This is a genomic window from Streptomyces sp. NPDC056580, from assembly GCF_042793175.1.
Taxonomy (GTDB): domain Bacteria; phylum Actinomycetota; class Actinomycetes; order Streptomycetales; family Streptomycetaceae; genus Streptomyces.
The window spans coordinates 212811-227532 of sequence record NZ_JBHTVE010000014.1; the positions used below are offsets into that span (position 1 = coordinate 212811).

Consider the following 14722-nt stretch of genomic DNA (forward strand, 5'->3'; position numbering starts at 1 on the left):
CGAGAGAGACGGAAGATACGACAAACGTTAGGTGCAGATGATGCCAGGGACGACCAGAGCCGGCCTCTGATAATCACAACGGGTGGTCTGCCGGGCTTCGAAGCCGGTCGCCGGGACGTGCTGGTTCGCCGTCTCCGTGCGCGGGGAACAGACCGACCGGTTCAGCGGTGCGGGAATGCTAACGCACGCGGGTCGCCCGCCGGGCCGCCCCGCGCCATTCGGCGAGGCGGTCCCAGACCGGCGCCGTCGGTGTGCTGCTCCTGACGGCCGTCGCGGTGGGCATACGGGCACGAAGGGCCGGCCTGGCCGTCAGGGCGCCGTGGTGTTCACGCTGCTGATGGCTCAGGACTGAGCCCGCACCTGCCTGAGCACCGACCGCAGCGAACGCACGGTGTGCGCGGCGCCGGCCTCGCGCAGCAGCTTCTCCTTGCGCTCGTTGCGCGCGTAGCCGAGGAATGGCACGCCGGCGCTGTTCGCTGCGTACAGGTCGGAGGGGGTGTCACCGATCATCAGGGCGGCCCCGGGAGCCGCGCCCATCGCGCTCAGGGCGCGGTTGAGGCAGTGCGGGTCCGGCTTGAGGTGCTGGAGGTCCTCGCTGCGGCCGTAGATGTGCGGGGTGAAGCAGCCCACGAGGCCGCGGCCCGCCAGGTACTCGCGGACCACGCGCGGCGAGTTGTTGGTGGTGATGGCGAGCCGCGAGCCGACCGCCGTCCAGGTGCGGATCAGCGGGTCGGCGTAGGCGGTGGGCATCGCCGACCCGGTGGCCCGCAGCTCCTCCTGGGTCAGGCGCTCCTCCAGCTCGCCGACCAGGTCGCTGCCCGGGTGCCTGCGGTCCACGGCCCGCAGGACCACGTGCGGGTCCAGGGACTCCCGCTCCCGCTGGGTGAGCAGGCCGTGCAGCCCCCGGCCCTCCAGCCAGCGGGCCAGGTCGGCCGCCACCCGCTCCGCCGAGTGCCCGGCGAAGAGCCGGCAGATCGGCCCGTCGAAGTCCCACAGCACGACACGTGCGCGTCTGATCAGATTCCGCAGTTCCTCGGTCTCGCTTTCGGTCTCTTCCGTCACCGGTTCGGTCCGCGTCGCATCAGAAGTCACTAGGAGAGTGTCAGGTCCGTCGTGATGGTTTCCCAGAGGGCGTCGAACCACTTCTGCGACTGCTCCACGAACGCCGCGTCCCGCTGACCGGCCCGCTTCTCGAAGGAGAAGAGCAGGGACTCGGAGCCGAGCGTGTCGTACATCTCCAGGACGCCGGAGTCGGTGGGCTCCTCACGGCGGGTGACCATGTAGTGCGCGAAGAGCGCCTCGGCGCCGTTGAGCAGGTACAGCTTGACCGGCGGGGTGAACGGCAGGGCCCGGAAGGTGACCTTGACGTCGATGTCGTGGGTGGAGCGCAGCGCCCGCAGGTTGTACTGCAGGACCTGGCCCTGGGCGTTGCGCATCTCCAGCCAGCGCCGGTGCACGGGGTCGTCGTCGCCGCGCGCCTCGACCGAGACCGGGAAGGCGAGGTTGATGTCCCGGGACGGCAGCAGGACGCGTACGTCGATCCGCCCCGGGCGGATACGGCCCTCGTGGATCAGCCGCAGCGGTTCGCCGAGGGCCGGGATCAGGCTCTGCGCGGTCAGGCACACGGCGTCGATGCGGACGTGCGGGGCCGCGAACGCCTCGGTCAGCCGGGGGGCGAGGCCCACCATCGTCGGCTGGGGCTCGTCGTGGGCGGGGGCGGGCTCGGCGATGCGCGGGGGGCTGCCCTTGCTGACGTTGCTGAGCAGGCCGTCGTCCGCCAGTGCCCGCAGGGCCTGCCGCACGGCGCCGCGCTCCACGCCGAACTCCTCGGCCAGCTCGGCCTGTGTGGGCAGGCGCTCCCCCGCCCGCAGGGCACCGGTGCGGATGCGTTCCCGCAGGACGTCGGCGATCTCCTGGGACGTGAGCCGCCCGCTGCCGTTCACTGCCACGTTCTCCTGAGCCACAACCAAACGCTACAACCCTGTTCCACTTGCCGGGAGTTGTTGCGAAGTTGTTTGCGAGTAGCTGCCAAGTGGGGACAACTTAATCATAGTTGGTTGCCAACTTTGTCAAGTTGGCAGTCCGAAAGGGGGAACGTCCATGCCTGTCCTCGCGCTCCTCTGCGCCGTCTTCGTCGTCGGCTTCGAACAGCTCGTGGAATGGAAGTACGGCGCCGCCGGCCTGGTCGGCCTGCTGCTGCTCTCCGTGGGCACCAAGGCCAAGAGCCCGGCGGTCAGCTCCGCCGGCGCCGTGCTGCTCGCCCTGCTGCTCGCCGGCCCGGCCCTGTGACCGGGTCCGGCCGACCCGCCCCTAGGGCGTGAGCAGCAGCTCCGAACTGATCGTCTCCCACAGCGCGTTGAACCACAGATGGGACTGCTCCACGAACGTGGTGTCGCGCAGGCCGGCGCCCTGCGCGAAGGGGAACAGCATCGACCGCGTGCCCTCGGCGTCGTAGAGCTGCAGGTGCTCCTGGCCGATCTCCCGCTCGCGGCGGGTCAGCGTGTAGTAGGCGAACAGCGCCTCGGCGCCGTTGAGCAGGTACAGCTTGACAGGCGGGGTGAACGGCAGGGCCCGGAAGGAGACGCGCACCTCGATGCCGTGCGTGGTGCGCAGCGCCAGCAGGTTGTCGCGCAGCACCTGCCCCTGGGCGTTGCGCATCTCCAGCCAGCGCCGGTGCAGCAGCCCGCCGTCGGAGGCGTCGTCCACCGGTGCCGGGAAGGCGAGGTCGATGTCGCGGGAGGGCAGCAGGACGCGTACGTCGATCTTGGCCGGTTTCAGTCGGCCTGCGTGGATCTGCCGCAGCGGCTCCCCGATGGCCAGGGTGAGCGAGACGGACGTCAGGCACAGGGCGTCGATCTCGACGTGCGGCGCGGCGAAGGCCGCCGCGATGCGCGGGGTGAGGCCCACCATGGTGGGCAGCGGTCCCGCCCCGGGCCCGGCGGCGGGCCTGGCCTGCTGGGCGAGGGCGGCCACGATGGCCGGGGCGCCCTTGGACACGCCGGTGAGCAGGTGCTCCGACTGCAGGATGCGCAGGGCCTGGCGCACGGCGCCGCGCTCCACGCCGAACTCGTCGGCCAGCTTGGCCTGGGTGGGCATGCGCTCGCCCGGCCGCAGTTCCCCGGACCTGATCCGGGCGCGCAGTTCGTCGGCCACCTCGCGGTGTGACGTGCGTGACCGCTGTGGCCTCTTCCGCCCACTGGCGGAGGCGTGTTCCGGGTCCACGAACAAACAGTACAACTTCGCGCCATCTTGCGGCAGTTCACGGGAAGGTGGTTATGAGCCGCTTCCAAACGGAGATAAGTACAGTGAAGTTGGTCGCCAACTTGGGCAACATGGTCAGGCTTCTCAGTGGTTGGCCGACCGGGTTCCCTTCCGGAGGGGAGCCGGGAGCCCGGGCAGGGGACGGCCACCGGAGCGCACAGTCACAACTGAACAGCCCGTACGGCCCGCACAGTCACAACTGAACACGGCATCGCACAGCCACAACAGAACACTGTGACAACCGAACACCGTGACAACCGAACAGCTCGCTACGGATGAAGAGCACGCGTCACCGGCAGAAGGGACTCGACGGTCAGAAGACGTCCGGGCACCACGGTCGCCCGGATGTGCGCAGCAGGGCGTCGGCCTTCCGGGCGGCGCCCTCTCGCTCTTCCCGGACCCGCCCGAGGGCCGCGAGCCGCACCAGCGACTCGTCCCCCAGCCAGACCTTGCCCAACTCCGCCACCGGCAGCGTGAGATCGGCGTCCGCCCCGCCGGCCGGCACGCAGGACGCGCCCTGCGGCGAGGCCTCCAACCGGAACTTCCCCCCGGCCAGGCCGTCCGCGTCCACGACCTCCAGCACCAGCGAGCCCGCCCCCTCGTACGTGCGCGCCTCCAGGGCCCGTACGACGTCCAGGATCCGCACCCAGAGCCAGTCCGCGTGCACCGTCACCCGGGCCGCGCGGGGGTCGGGCAGGTAGAACGGCAGCAGGTCGTCCGGGCCGCGCCAGCCGCTCTTGACCTTCGTGATCCAGTCGATCGAGCACAGGAACCGCCACAGCGCCCGCTCGGCCGCCGAGGTGGCGCCGAGCAGCCACCTGACGTCTGCGGTGTTGTGCGGCTGCTTGTCGTGCCAGTGGTCGTCGGACCCGTACGACACCAGGCCCTCGATCTCGCCGGAGGCCGCCCGGTAGACGGCGTAGAACGGCTCGGTCCAGCTCCCGTCGAGGCGGACGGCACCGGTCTTCAGCTGCCACCACAGCTCGTCCCTGCTGACCGCCCCGGGCTGGGCGCGTCGGATCCGCTCGTGCAGCTCGGGGCCGAGCTTGCGCACGTCCTCGCCGTCCACGAGGTCGATCCGGCCGCCGTCCTCCGGGCCCGACCAGCGCGGGTCGAGGCCGCTACGGGGCACCTCGACCGTCCACTGGGTGGTCCAGGTCGCCGGGCCGAAGCCGTAGCGGCCGTAGATCGGGTACTCGGCCGCGATCAGCGTGGCGACGACGTCACCGCGCTCCTTCGCCGCCCGCAGGTCCCGCGCCATCATGCGGCTGAGCAGGCCGCGCCGGCGATGGGTGGGGCTGACGCTGACGTTGGTGATGGCGTCCGCGGGGACGGCGGCGCCGCCCACGGCGGTGACCTCCTGGGGGAAGGAGCGGAAGGTCGCCACACAGCGGCCGTCCTCGAAGGCGCCGAGCGGCCTGCCCGCCCCGAAGCGCCTGCGGTGCGCCTCGAGCAGCTCGGGCGCCGTCACCGGCTCCATCAGGAAACCGGTGTTCAGCGCGCGGAGCCAGTCCTCGAAGTCGGCTTCGGTGACCGTGCGGACGTCGTTCGTCATGGGGATCACCGTAGGGGGCGGCGCGGGCGCTGTCGCGCGGATTTCCCGCGGCCCGCCCGGGCCCTTACGGGGTCAGCTCAGCAGGTCGTCGACCTGTGCCTCGCCCACCCGGTACCGGCGGGCGATCTCCCCGCTGCAGTCGTCCATGACGTGCTGCAGGTGCTGGCGGCGCCGGGAGACCTCCTGCTCGTAGCCGATCAGGCGGCCGAGGGCGGCGGTCAGCTCCCGGTCGGTGCGGGCCGCGAGGTCCGACAGCTCGACCTCGCCGAGCATCTCGGCGGCCAGCAGCCGGTACTCCTCGTTGAGCGGGGTGCAGAGCGTGACGTGCCGGGCCGAGGAGCGCTGCCGGGCCGGGGCGTCGGTGAGGATCTCCGGGAGCCGCTCCACCACGGAGGCGTCCGCGGGGGCCGGCACGGAGGCCCGGCCGCGGCGGGCGAGTTCGGCGCGCAGGATGTCGATCCGGCCCTGCAGCAGCCGCCGCACGTAGCTGAGGTCCGCCTCGTCGCGCTGGGCGTCGCGGCGCACGGTGCGCAGCTCGGGCAGGGTCAGCCGGGTCAGGTCCTGATCGTCGGGTTCCGCGGGCAGCGAAGGGCCGGGCCGGCCCTCGCCGCGCTGCGCGGGCGGCCGGTGCGTCTCCAGCCACCCGGTGCTCGGTGTGCTCATGTGCGTGTGACCGTCCCCTCGACCGGCGTGTGGGAAGCATCGTGCCACCCCAAGTCGCCGCGATGTGACCGAGTGCCCCCGAACGGCCCCACATGGGGGCGTAAGGATCAATAATGGGCCGACCGTGTCCGGGGACCGGCCACCCGGCATGATGGTGCGCATGCGTGCGGTGGTGCAGAGGGTGGACGGCGCGAGCGTCGTCGTGGACGGCGAGACGGTGGGCGCGATCGAGGGCGAGGGCCTGTGCGTCCTGGTCGGCGTCACCCACGAGGACACCAAGGAGAAGGCGGCCCAACTGGCCCGCAAGCTCTGGTCGGTCCGGATGCTGCAGGACGAGCGGTCCTGCAGCGACATCGACGCCCCGCTGCTCGTCGTCAGCCAGTTCACCCTCTACGGCGACGCCCGCAAGGGGCGCCGCCCCACCTGGAACGCGGCCGCGCCCGGCGATGTCGCCGAGCCGCTGGTGGACGAGGTGGTCGCCCAGCTCCGCGCGCTGGGCGCGACGGTGGCGACGGGGCGGTTCGGGGCGCGGATGCGGGTGTCCCTGACGAACGACGGGCCGTTCACCGTGCTGCTGGAGATCTGAGGCCTCTCCGTCCGGATCGTGCCGGGCTCGCGGGCCCCGGCGCCGCGCCCTGATCCGGCCTGATCCAGCCGGAGGCCCCTGAACCCGCGCCCCGCGCGAAGACGCCTACGGCTCGACGATCACTTCCTGGGCGGCGGCCGTCTCCCCGGCCACCAGCCGGGCGTCGAGCGGCACGTTGCGCTTGACCAGGGCCAGCGCCACCGGGCCCAGTTCGTGGTGGCGCGCGGACGTGGTCACGAAGCCGATCCGGCGGCCGTCCGGGCCCTCGTCCGCGAGCCGGATGTCGGTGCCGTGCACCGGCAGGTGGACGTCGCTGCCGTCGAGGTGCAGGAACACCAGCCGCCGGGGCGGCTTGCCCAGGTTCTGCACCCGGGCCACCGTCTCCTGGCCGCGGTAGCAGCCCTTCTGGAGGTGGACGGCGGTGCCGATCCAGCCCAGCTCGTGCGGGATGGTGCGGTGGTCGGTCTCGAAGCCGAGGCGGGGGCGGTGGTGCTCCACGCGCAGCGCCTCGTAGGCGAGCAGACCGGCGGCGGGGCCGGACTTCCCGGCGAAGGACTCCAGCTCGGTGCGGGGCAGGAAGAGATCACGGCCGTACGCCGTCTCGCGTACGACGACGCCCTCGGGCACCTCGGCGATGGAGCCGGCGGGCAGGTGGACCACCGCGATGTCGGCGGTGCGGTCGGCGACCTCGACCCGGTAGAAGAACTTCATCGACTCCAGGTAGGCGATCAGCGCCTGCTCGGTGCCGGGCTCCACGTGGGCCCAGACCGTCGTTCCGTCGTCCACCAGGTAGAGCGCGTGCTCGATGTGACCGTTGGCGGAGAGGACCAGGGCCTCGGTGGCCTGGCCCGCCGGCAGGTCGCTGACGTGCTGGGTGAGCAGCAGGTGCAGCCAGCTCAGCCGGTCCTCGCCGGTGACGGTGACCACGCCGCGGTGGGACAGGTCGACGAAACCGGCGCCGTCGGCGAGTGCGCGCTGCTCGCGGAACAGGTCGCCGTAGTGGGCGGCGACGCCTTCGTCCGCGCCCTCGCCGGGGACGGCGCCGGGCAGGGACAGCAGAGGGCTCTTCATACGAACAAGCCTACGTCGTGGTAGTTGAACTCTTCAGGGAACAGTCCTTGCAGCGCCCGAAGATCGCGAAGTGCTTCATGTCGGTGTCGAAGCCGAACTGGTCGCGCAGCTTGGCCGTGAAGTCCGCGGCCACGTCCACGTCCGCCTCGATGACGTTCTCGCAGTCCCGGCACACCAGGTGCAGATGGTGGTGGCGGTCGGCGAGGTGGTAGGTGGGCGCACCGTGGCCGAGGTGGGCGTGGCTGACCAGGCCGAGCTCCTCGAGCAGCTCCAGCGTGCGGTAGACGGTGGAGATGTTGACCCCGGAGGCGGTCTTGCGCACTTCGCCGAGGATGGCGTCGGGCGTCGCGTGCTCCAGGGTGTCCACGGCTTCGAGCACGAGTTGCCGCTGCGGCGTGAGCCGGTAGCCGCGCTGCCTGAGGTCGCTCTTCCAGTCGGTGCTCACCACACCGGAAAGTCTAGAGCCACCGGCCGGCCCGGCTCACTGGCCGGCAGGCCCGGAGCGGGCCTGCCGGACGGCCGGGGCCTACTTGAAGAACGCGATGCCGTCGTCCGGCATGTCGTCGGGCAGGGCCTTGGCCCAGCGCTCGACGTCCTCCGGGGTGACGACCTTCTTCAGGTGCGCCGACATGTAGGGGCGCAGCTCGACCTCGGGGGTCTGCTTCTCGCCGACCCACATCAGGTCGCTCTTCACGTAGCCGTAAAGCCGCTTGCCGCCGCTGTAGGGCGGGGCGTCGGGGGTGCGGGCGACGGTGTCGGAGACCAGGTCGATCTGCGGCTTCTTGTCGGCCATCCGGCCGTACCAGATCTCGACGACGCCGTCGTCGCGGGTCATCGTCACCTCTACCCGGCGCTCGGCGTCGATCCGCCAGAAGCCGGACTCCGACTCCAGCGGGCGGACCTTGTTGCCGTCGTTGTCCAGCACCCAGGTGCGGGAGTGGTACTCCAGGAAGTCCCGGCCGTCGTGGCTGAAGGTGACCTCCTGACCGAAGTTGCACTTCTCCGAGCCGGGGAAGTCGTGCACGCCCGCGCCGGCCCAGTTGCCGAGCAGGAAGGCGAGCGGGACGAGGTCCTTGTGCAGGTCGGACGGGATCTCGATCATGATCGGCAGAGTTCCTGGGTGGGAGTGGTCAGCGCTGGCCCTGGTACAGCTTCTTCACGGTCAGACCGGCGAAGGCGAGAACGCCGACGCAGACCAGGACCAGCAGGGTTTCGAAGAAGATCTCCACGGGTGCTCCTTGAGCGAGGGTGGGCGTACGACAGAGCCGGGGCCCAGCTTACGCGGCCGGGCCCCGGCCCTCCTTCCGAGGTGGGCCCTCGGAAGGCACTCCGGCGTCCGGCCGGGCGGCCGGCTCCGCGCCGGCACCGGTGTTGTCTACGATTCGGCCATGGCGAAGAAGCTCGTGATCAAGGTGACTGCCGGGGCCGACGCCCCCGAGCGCTGCTCGCAGGCGTTCACGGTGGCGGCGGTCGCCGTCGCCAGCGGGGTCGAGGTCTCGCTGTGGCTGACCGGGGAGTCGTCCTGGTTCGCGCTGCCCGGGCGGGCCGCGGAGTTCGAACTGCCGCACGCCGCGCCGCTGCCGGACCTGATCGAGTCGATCCTCGCCGCGGGCCGCATCACGCTGTGCACGCAGTGCGCGGCCCGGCGCGAGATCACCGAGAAGGACGTCGTGGAGGGCGTACGGATCGCGGGCGCGCAGGTGTTCGTGCAGGAGGCGCTGGCCGACGGGACCCAGGCGCTCGTCTACTGAGACCGCGCTGCGGCCGGTCTCCGGGGCCGCGTCCCATGCGGTTCACTCCCCCTGCCGGGTCCACAGGCAGAAGGGGTGCCCGGCGGGATCCAGCAGGACCCGGACATCGGACTGCGGCTGGTGCTCGGCGAGCGTCGCGCCCTCTGCGAGCGCGCGTGCGGTCTCGCTCGCCAGGTCGTCGACCTCGATGTCGAGGTGCAGCATCATCTGCTGGCCGCCCGGCGCACGGCCGGGCCAGACCGGCGGGACGTACCCGGGTTCCGTCTGGAACGACAGCGCGGTGCCGCCGCCCGGCGGCCCGATGAGCACCCAGTCGGGCTCCTCGGCGCGTACGACGTAGCCGAGCAGGCGCAGGTAGAAGCCGGCCAGCGCATGCGCGTCCGGCGCGTCGAGGACCACCGTGGACAGCCGTGCGGATGCCATGCGGGCCCCCCTACCTGCGGCGTTTGCGGCCGTCCAGCTCGTCCCACCACTCGTCGGACTTCGGGTCGCCGGAGGGGTCGTCCCACCAGCGGTCGTCCGGGCCCCGCCGGTTCGCGATCACGGCGGCGACCGGCGGGATGACCATGGCCACCACGCACATGCCCACGGCCGCCGGGACCGACCACAGGCGCACCACTCCCCACGCCAGGACGAAGAGGCCGATGCAGGTCCCCATCATGGCGAAGTAGGTGTGCCGTCGCCGGGCGAGCATGCTTCAAGGGTAGGGCCCGGGGCCCGGTCCCGCCGCTGTCACAACTGGTCGACAAAGTTCCGCCCGCCCCGCCCCGCACGGTTACCGTGGCGTGTCCAGGCCACCGCGCCACCAGCCGACCCGGGGGGACACCGCCATGCGCGCCCTGCGAATACTGCTGATCCTCCTTTTGGTCCTCGGCGTGCTGTTCGTGGTCGTGGACCGGGTCGCGGTGCACTTCGCCCAGGGCGAGGTGGCCGACAGGCTGAGGACCGCCGAGAACCTGTCGAGCACCCCCGACGTCTCCATCAAGGGCTTCCCGTTCCTCACCCAGCTGGCGGGCGGCGAGCTGGACGACGTCGAGATCGGCGTCAGGGACTACGAGGCGGCCACCGGCCAGGGCTCGCGGACCATCCGGATCGACGACCTCAGCGCCGACATGAGGGGCGTGACCTTCTCCGGCGACTACAGCTCGGCCACCGCGGCCCACGCGACGGGCACGGCGACCATCGCCTACGACGAGCTGCTGAAGGCGGCGAAGTCCGAGCCCACCCCGCTCGGCCTCGGGCTCACGGCCCAGGTGGTCGGCCTGTCGGACGGCGGGAACGGCAAGGTCAAGCTGGCCGTGAAGGTCTCCGGGCTGGCCACGATCCACCTGCTCAGCTCGGTCACCGTCCGGGACGACAAGGTGCGGATCACGGCCGACGGCGTGCCCCGCTTCGGCGGCCTCGACCTGGCCGAGGGCCTGATCCGCTCGGTCACGGACTTCCAGCAGGCCATCGACAGGCTGCCCGGCGGGATCGAGCTGGACACGGTGCGGGCCACCCCGAACGGGGTGGAGATCAGCGTGAAGGGTTCGGACGTCAAGCTCGCGCGGTAGTACGACAGCCGGCCGCGACGACACCCGGGGTGTCCGCCAGGCGAGACACCCGCGTCCGTACGCCAGATGCGTCGACCACGGCGAGCGTCCCGGGGACCGTGCGGCGACGGCCCGGATGCTCCCAGGTCCCAGAATCCGGACGATCGCGTCTCATAATGCGACACGCCGGTGACACGTCCACCCGGACGTCCCTACGATCGGACCCATGAGGCGACAGGCGGATCTCACGAAGCGGCGGGCAGTGGACCTGTGCCGCGTTGCCGCCATGCTCTGTCGCCCTTTCTGAAGCGGTAGCGGCCGCCCCCGGCCCCCGCGTTCCCCACGGCCCTGTTTCGAAGGGCACCCGTGCGCCGCTCGCAGCCGAGCGCCCGCACCCACGCACTCGTACGCCCCGCCGTAACTGCCCCGGAGGAGAAAGAGCATGAGCCGCAGCGACGTCCTCGTAGACGCGGACTGGGTCCAGGAGCACCTGGACGACCCGAACGTCGCCATCGTCGAGGTGGACGAGGACACGTCCGCCTACGAGAAGAACCACATCAGGAACGCGATCCGCATCGACTGGACCAAGGACCTGCAGGACCCGGTCCGTCGTGACTTCATCGACCAGGAGGGCTTCGAGAAGCTCCTGTCGAAGAAGGGCATCGCCAACGACACGCTGGTGATCCTCTACGGCGGCAACAACAACTGGTTCGCGTCCTACGCCTACTGGTACTTCAAGCTGTACGGCCACGAGAACGTCAAGCTCCTCGACGGCGGCCGCAAGAAGTGGGAGCTGGACGCCCGCGAGCTGGTCGACGGCGACGAGGTGCCCGAGCGCGCCGCGACCGAGTACAAGGCCAAGCCGCAGGACACCACGATCCGCGCCTTCCGCGACGACGTCGTGGCCGCGATCGGCGTGCAGAACCTGGTCGACGTCCGCTCGCCCGACGAGTTCTCCGGCAAGCTGCTCGCCCCGGCCCACCTGCCGCAGGAGCAGTCGCAGCGGCCGGGCCACGTGCCGACCGCCGCGAACATCCCGTGGTCGAAGAACGCCAACGACGACGGCACCTTCAAGTCGGACGACGAGCTGCGCGAGCTCTACGCCCAGGAGGACGTGGACCTCGCCAGGGACACCATCGCCTACTGCCGCATCGGTGAGCGCTCGGCCCTGACCTGGTTCGTGCTGCACGAGCTGCTCGGTGTGCAGAACGTCAAGAACTACGACGGCTCCTGGACCGAGTACGGCTCCCTGGTCGGCGTGCCGATCGAGCTCGGCTCCGGCAAGTAACCGCAACCAACCCTTCCCGACCGACCTTCTGGTCAGACCCCTTACGGAGAGACGCATGTGTGGAGCGAAGGCCGGCGGCCCGGACGCCTCGACGATCAAGCCCGGTGAGACCACCATCCAGGGTCAGGTGACCCGCGACGGCGAGCCGGTGACGGGGTACGTCCGTCTGCTGGACTCGACCGGCGAGTTCACCGCGGAGGTGCCCACCTCCGCCACGGGCCAGTTCCGCTTCTACGCGGCCGAGGGCACCTGGACCGTCCGCGCGCTGGTGCCCGGTGGCACGGCCGACCGCACGGTCGTCGCCCAGCAGGGCGGGCTGGCCGAGGTGGCCATCGCGGTCTGAGCGGACCGAGGGGCCCGAACGGGCTCGGTGACGGCGAAGGGCCGCATCCCTGGGTTGGACGCCAGGGGGATGCGGCCCTTCGGCATGTCCGCGCGTCCGGGGCGACGCGGCGGGACGGGCCGGCTAGCCGAGCGCCCGCCCCAGGATCCACACCACCGGCGCCGCCGCCGAGAGGGGCAGCGCGACACCGGCCGTGAAGTGCACGAAGCGGGACGGGTAGTCGTACGCGGCGACCCGGTGGCCGATCAGCGCGCAGACGCCGGCCGCCGCGCCCAGGGCCGCGCCCTTCGCGCCCAGGCCGGTCATGCCGCCCACCGCGATGCCCGCACCGGCCGCCGCCAGCACGGCGACCACGACCGAGGCCGGCGTCGGCAGCGGCAGGGCGCGGGCCACGACGGCCACGGCGACCGCCGCCGCGCCCACCGACACCGCGTGCGGGCCCGCGCCGAGGTAGCCGGTGGCCAGCACCGAAAGCGCGGTCGAGGCGACCGTCGCCATCAGGCCGTACATCCGCTCGTCGGGCGAGGCGTGCGAACGGAGCTGGATGACGAGGGCGAGCAGGACCCAGACGCCGAGCGGGCCGAGGATCGCCGCGGGCGCGTGGTCGCGGCCCGCGGCAAGCACCGCCACGTCCGCGCTGAGCGCGCCCGCGAAGGCCAGCGCGATGCCCTGCCTGGCGGGCCACATGCCGTTCAGCCGGAACCAGCCCGCGGCCGTCACGGCCTGGAGCAGCACCATCGGTACGACGAGGGCGTACGGGCCGACGGGTGCCGCCGCGGCCAGCAGCAGGCCCAGCAGCGCGGTGAGCAGCGCAGGCTGGAGGCCTGGCTCGATGATCGGGGAACGCCCTTCCAGGCGGGCCCGCTGGGCGTCGGTGACGCGGCTGTTGCCCGCCAGGGTGGCGGGACCGTAACCGGGCTCCGCACCGGCCCCGGCGGCGGTCTCCGGCGCGGGGACGGCCTCAGGCGCCCGGGTGGCCTCGGGCGCCGCGGGCGCCGCGGGCTGCTGGGCGTGCGCGTGCTGCTGGGCGTACGGCTGCGGCTGGACGTGCGCATGCTGCTGCGGCTGGTGCATCGGCTGCGGCGCGTACGGCTCGGCGGCCTGGTGGTGGTGCTGGGCCGCGTGGTGCGGCTGCTGGTACGCCTGCTGCTCGGGCGGCAGCGGGTACGCGGCATCGGGCCGGACCGGCGCGTGGGTCTGCGTCTCCCACGTCTGCCCCTGCCACTGCTGGGTGAGCTCGGCGTCGTGACCCGGCTGTGCGTACCCCTCGTGGCCGGCCCAGGCCTGCTGGTGCTCCTGCGGCTGGTACGGCTGCTGGTGCTGGTGCTCCTGCGGCTGCTGGTGCTGGTGCTGGTGCTGCGGATGCTGCTGGTACGGCTGCTGCCCGTGCGGGTCGTACTGCTCGTACGGCCCGCCCTGGTACGGCTGGTCGCTCATCGCCTCATCCTCCTGCGAACGGCGGGAGCACCTCGACCGTGCCGCCCTCGGCCAGCCGTACCGTCTCATGCGCGCGGGTCCCGACGGGGTCACCGTCGACGAGGAAGGAGCAACGCAGCAGTACGCGCGTGAGTTCGCCGGGGTGTCGCTCGCGCACCGCGTCGAGCGCCTCGGCGAGCGTGGCCGCGTCGTACGGCTCGTCGCCGACCCCGGCCGCGGCCTTGGCTGCGGCCCAGTAGCGGACCGTGACCTTGGGCATCTGGTTCCTCTATCGACGGCGGACAACAGGGAAAGTAGTGGTGTCAGGCTAGCCCGCCCGGCGCAGGGCCCACTCCCCGATCCGGCCCAGCAGGGCGTCGCCGGCCGCGTTCTCGGCGTGGCCCATGCCGGGCTCCACCCAGAGTTCGCCGTGCTCACCGGCCGCTTCGGCCAGCATCCGGGGGTGGTCGAGCGGGAAGTAGCCGTCGCGGTCGCCGTGCACGATCAGCAGCGGGACCGGCGCGATCGCGGGCACCGCCTCGACCGGGGAGAGCGGCACCGGGTCCCAGTGCCGGTGGTGGATGCGGGTGTGCAGGCCGTAGCGGCCGACCAGGCGGCCCGCGGGGCGGGTGACCAGCCAGTGCAGCCGGCGCATGGGGGCGGTGCCCCGGTAGTACCAGCGGGCGGGGGCGCTGACCGCGACCACCGCGTCCACCGTGCCGGGCCGCAGGGCCGCGTGCCGCAGGACCACCGAGCCGCCCATGGAGAAGCCGACGGTCACCACGCGCGCGTGCCCGAGGCCGCGCGCCCACTCCACGGCCGCGGCCAGATCGAGCACCTCCTTGTCGCCGACCGTGGACCGGCCGCCCGAGGCGCCGTGGCCGCGGAAGGAGAAGGTGACGACGGCGCCGTGGCGGGCGAGCACGCCGGCCGCCCTGCGCACGTGCGGCCGGTCGACGTCCCCGGTGAAGCCGTGGGCGATCACGAAGACGGGGGCGGCGGAGGGCGCCGGGGCGGTGTCCGGGGACGCTTCGTATACGGCCGGGCCCGGATCGTATACGGAATCGACGGCGATTCCGTCCGACGTGCGTAGATACGTCCGGATAGGCGCCCGTCCGGCCGTCTCGTGATTCGGACGAACGGTGGAACGGGCCGCATGACCTGACGGACGGTTGCTCATGTGGGCTATTCTGCTTGGCAGAGGACTCGGGCAGCGCAGCCCCCGGGTCCTTTTGTGCTTTCGGAAGCGTTGTATA

At 71.9% G+C, this 14722-nt stretch carries 20 protein-coding genes; 7 read left to right on the forward strand and 13 right to left on the reverse strand.

Annotated features, from left to right (window positions below; translation table 11 throughout):
• Window positions 1-342: 342 nt before the first annotated feature.
• Together ACFQ9Z_RS29435 and ACFQ9Z_RS29440 are read right to left on the reverse strand one after the other, a co-directional pair.
• Window positions 343-1062: an HAD family hydrolase gene (locus tag ACFQ9Z_RS29435; protein ID WP_383025499.1), complete on the reverse strand. Its 720-nt coding sequence runs from the start codon at window positions 1060-1062 to the stop codon at window positions 343-345.
• Window positions 1063-1091: 29 nt separating this feature from the next.
• Window positions 1092-1970, reverse strand: a complete 879-nt coding sequence (locus tag ACFQ9Z_RS29440; RefSeq protein ID WP_383025504.1) for a GntR family transcriptional regulator — start codon at window positions 1968-1970, stop codon at window positions 1092-1094.
• Between the two features lie 130 nt (window positions 1971-2100).
• On the opposite strand from ACFQ9Z_RS29440, the gene ACFQ9Z_RS29445 reads away from it, so the two are divergent.
• Entirely contained in the window at window positions 2101-2289 is a 189-nt protein-coding gene (locus ACFQ9Z_RS29445; protein WP_383025507.1) for a hypothetical protein, read from the forward strand.
• Window positions 2290-2310: 21 nt separating this feature from the next.
• Here ACFQ9Z_RS29445 and ACFQ9Z_RS29450 read toward each other — a convergent pair whose 3' ends face one another.
• The 3 genes from ACFQ9Z_RS29450 to ACFQ9Z_RS29460 all read right to left on the reverse strand — a co-directional run bounded on the left by ACFQ9Z_RS29450 (window position 2311) and on the right by ACFQ9Z_RS29460 (window position 5479).
• Window positions 2311-3228, reverse strand: a complete 918-nt coding sequence (locus ACFQ9Z_RS29450; RefSeq protein ID WP_383025691.1) for a winged helix-turn-helix domain-containing protein — start codon at window positions 3226-3228, stop codon at window positions 2311-2313.
• A gap of 346 nt (window positions 3229-3574) precedes the next feature.
• On the reverse strand, window positions 3575-4816 hold the full coding sequence (locus tag ACFQ9Z_RS29455) for a GNAT family N-acetyltransferase (protein ID WP_383025511.1): 1242 nt from the start codon (window positions 4814-4816) through the stop codon (window positions 3575-3577).
• Window positions 4817-4888: 72 nt separating this feature from the next.
• Complete coding sequence (locus tag ACFQ9Z_RS29460; RefSeq protein ID WP_383025513.1) at window positions 4889-5479, reverse strand: aerial mycelium formation protein; 591 nt, start codon at window positions 5477-5479, stop codon at window positions 4889-4891.
• A 160-nt stretch (window positions 5480-5639) separates the two neighbouring features.
• Between ACFQ9Z_RS29460 and dtd the strand changes: the two genes are divergently transcribed.
• On the forward strand, window positions 5640-6065 hold the full coding sequence (gene dtd, locus ACFQ9Z_RS29465) for a D-aminoacyl-tRNA deacylase (RefSeq protein ID WP_143630903.1): 426 nt from the start codon (window positions 5640-5642) through the stop codon (window positions 6063-6065).
• 105 nt (window positions 6066-6170) lie between these two features.
• Here dtd and ACFQ9Z_RS29470 read toward each other — a convergent pair whose 3' ends face one another.
• The 3 genes from ACFQ9Z_RS29470 to ACFQ9Z_RS29480 form a co-directional block, all read right to left on the reverse strand.
• Window positions 6171-7136: a YgfZ/GcvT domain-containing protein gene (locus tag ACFQ9Z_RS29470; RefSeq protein WP_383025517.1), complete on the reverse strand. Its 966-nt coding sequence runs from the start codon at window positions 7134-7136 to the stop codon at window positions 6171-6173.
• 10 nt (window positions 7137-7146) lie between these two features.
• The gene (locus ACFQ9Z_RS29475; protein WP_383025523.1) at window positions 7147-7584 is read right to left on the reverse strand and encodes a Fur family transcriptional regulator; all 438 of its coding nucleotides are present in this window, start codon (window positions 7582-7584) and stop codon (window positions 7147-7149) included.
• Window positions 7585-7662: 78 nt separating this feature from the next.
• The gene (locus ACFQ9Z_RS29480) at window positions 7663-8238 is read right to left on the reverse strand and encodes an FABP family protein (RefSeq protein WP_383025526.1); all 576 of its coding nucleotides are present in this window, start codon (window positions 8236-8238) and stop codon (window positions 7663-7665) included.
• A gap of 286 nt (window positions 8239-8524) precedes the next feature.
• Here ACFQ9Z_RS29480 and ACFQ9Z_RS29485 point away from each other — a divergent pair, with 286 nt between their 5' ends.
• Complete coding sequence (locus tag ACFQ9Z_RS29485; protein WP_383025529.1) at window positions 8525-8887, forward strand: DsrE family protein; 363 nt, start codon at window positions 8525-8527, stop codon at window positions 8885-8887.
• Between the two features lie 42 nt (window positions 8888-8929).
• On the opposite strand, the gene ACFQ9Z_RS29490 is transcribed toward ACFQ9Z_RS29485, so the two are convergent.
• Window positions 8930-9310 carry a VOC family protein gene (locus ACFQ9Z_RS29490; protein ID WP_383025532.1) on the reverse strand — a complete coding sequence of 127 codons (381 nt, stop codon included), beginning with the start codon at window positions 9308-9310 and terminating at the stop codon, window positions 8930-8932.
• Window positions 9311-9320: 10 nt separating this feature from the next.
• On the reverse strand, window positions 9321-9581 hold the full coding sequence (locus ACFQ9Z_RS29495) for a DUF3099 domain-containing protein (protein ID WP_143630898.1): 261 nt from the start codon (window positions 9579-9581) through the stop codon (window positions 9321-9323).
• A 136-nt stretch (window positions 9582-9717) separates the two neighbouring features.
• Here ACFQ9Z_RS29495 and ACFQ9Z_RS29500 point away from each other — a divergent pair, with 136 nt between their 5' ends.
• The 4 genes from ACFQ9Z_RS29500 to ACFQ9Z_RS29515 all read left to right on the forward strand — a co-directional run bounded on the left by ACFQ9Z_RS29500 (window position 9718) and on the right by ACFQ9Z_RS29515 (window position 12050).
• Window positions 9718-10440, forward strand: a complete 723-nt coding sequence (locus ACFQ9Z_RS29500) for a DUF2993 domain-containing protein (protein WP_383025537.1) — start codon at window positions 9718-9720, stop codon at window positions 10438-10440.
• A 205-nt stretch (window positions 10441-10645) separates the two neighbouring features.
• A complete protein-coding gene (locus ACFQ9Z_RS29505; RefSeq protein ID WP_351055874.1) occupies window positions 10646-10726 on the forward strand; it encodes an Ms5788A family Cys-rich leader peptide in 81 nt (26 codons plus the stop codon).
• 135 nt (window positions 10727-10861) lie between these two features.
• Window positions 10862-11707 (forward strand): sulfurtransferase, encoded by an 846-nt coding sequence (locus tag ACFQ9Z_RS29510; RefSeq protein ID WP_383025541.1) that lies wholly within the window; start codon window positions 10862-10864, stop codon window positions 11705-11707.
• A 55-nt stretch (window positions 11708-11762) separates the two neighbouring features.
• Window positions 11763-12050 (forward strand): DUF1416 domain-containing protein, encoded by a 288-nt coding sequence (locus ACFQ9Z_RS29515; protein WP_004986406.1) that lies wholly within the window; start codon window positions 11763-11765, stop codon window positions 12048-12050.
• Window positions 12051-12173: 123 nt separating this feature from the next.
• Here the strand turns inward: ACFQ9Z_RS29515 and ACFQ9Z_RS29520 are convergent, their stop codons facing one another.
• From ACFQ9Z_RS29520 to ACFQ9Z_RS29530, 3 genes are read right to left on the reverse strand one after another with little or no spacing between them, the layout of a single operon-like run.
• Window positions 12174-13487, reverse strand: coding sequence for a hypothetical protein (locus ACFQ9Z_RS29520; RefSeq protein ID WP_383025545.1), 1314 nt, complete (start codon window positions 13485-13487; stop codon window positions 12174-12176).
• A 4-nt stretch (window positions 13488-13491) separates the two neighbouring features.
• Entirely contained in the window at window positions 13492-13746 is a 255-nt protein-coding gene (locus ACFQ9Z_RS29525; RefSeq protein ID WP_143630894.1) for a MoaD/ThiS family protein, read from the reverse strand.
• Between the two features lie 48 nt (window positions 13747-13794).
• Window positions 13795-14646, reverse strand: coding sequence for an alpha/beta hydrolase (locus tag ACFQ9Z_RS29530; protein ID WP_383025550.1), 852 nt, complete (start codon window positions 14644-14646; stop codon window positions 13795-13797).
• Window positions 14647-14722 lie beyond the last annotated feature (76 nt).

Excerpts from the sequence above, each read along its gene's own strand:
- ACFQ9Z_RS29445 (WP_383025507.1), top strand. The coding sequence starts at position 2,101 with ATGCCTGTCCTCGCGCTCCTCTGCGCCGTCTTCGTCGTCGGCTTCGAA.
- ACFQ9Z_RS29455 (WP_383025511.1), bottom strand. The coding sequence starts at position 4,816 with ATGACGAACGACGTCCGCACGGTCACCGAAGCCGACTTCGAGGACTGG.
- ACFQ9Z_RS29460 (WP_383025513.1), bottom strand. The coding sequence starts at position 5,479 with ATGAGCACACCGAGCACCGGGTGGCTGGAGACGCACCGGCCGCCCGCG.
- dtd (WP_143630903.1), top strand. The coding sequence starts at position 5,640 with ATGCGTGCGGTGGTGCAGAGGGTGGACGGCGCGAGCGTCGTCGTGGAC.
- ACFQ9Z_RS29470 (WP_383025517.1), bottom strand. The coding sequence starts at position 7,136 with ATGAAGAGCCCTCTGCTGTCCCTGCCCGGCGCCGTCCCCGGCGAGGGC.
- ACFQ9Z_RS29480 (WP_383025526.1), bottom strand. The coding sequence starts at position 8,238 with ATGATCGAGATCCCGTCCGACCTGCACAAGGACCTCGTCCCGCTCGCC.
- ACFQ9Z_RS29485 (WP_383025529.1), top strand. The coding sequence starts at position 8,525 with ATGGCGAAGAAGCTCGTGATCAAGGTGACTGCCGGGGCCGACGCCCCC.
- ACFQ9Z_RS29490 (WP_383025532.1), bottom strand. The coding sequence starts at position 9,310 with ATGGCATCCGCACGGCTGTCCACGGTGGTCCTCGACGCGCCGGACGCG.
- ACFQ9Z_RS29495 (WP_143630898.1), bottom strand. The coding sequence starts at position 9,581 with ATGCTCGCCCGGCGACGGCACACCTACTTCGCCATGATGGGGACCTGC.
- ACFQ9Z_RS29500 (WP_383025537.1), top strand. The coding sequence starts at position 9,718 with ATGCGCGCCCTGCGAATACTGCTGATCCTCCTTTTGGTCCTCGGCGTG.
- ACFQ9Z_RS29505 (WP_351055874.1), top strand. The coding sequence starts at position 10,646 with ATGAGGCGACAGGCGGATCTCACGAAGCGGCGGGCAGTGGACCTGTGC.
- ACFQ9Z_RS29510 (WP_383025541.1), top strand. The coding sequence starts at position 10,862 with ATGAGCCGCAGCGACGTCCTCGTAGACGCGGACTGGGTCCAGGAGCAC.
- ACFQ9Z_RS29515 (WP_004986406.1), top strand. The coding sequence starts at position 11,763 with ATGTGTGGAGCGAAGGCCGGCGGCCCGGACGCCTCGACGATCAAGCCC.
- ACFQ9Z_RS29520 (WP_383025545.1), bottom strand. The coding sequence starts at position 13,487 with ATGAGCGACCAGCCGTACCAGGGCGGGCCGTACGAGCAGTACGACCCG.
- ACFQ9Z_RS29525 (WP_143630894.1), bottom strand. The coding sequence starts at position 13,746 with ATGCCCAAGGTCACGGTCCGCTACTGGGCCGCAGCCAAGGCCGCGGCC.
- ACFQ9Z_RS29530 (WP_383025550.1), bottom strand. The coding sequence starts at position 14,646 with ATGAGCAACCGTCCGTCAGGTCATGCGGCCCGTTCCACCGTTCGTCCG.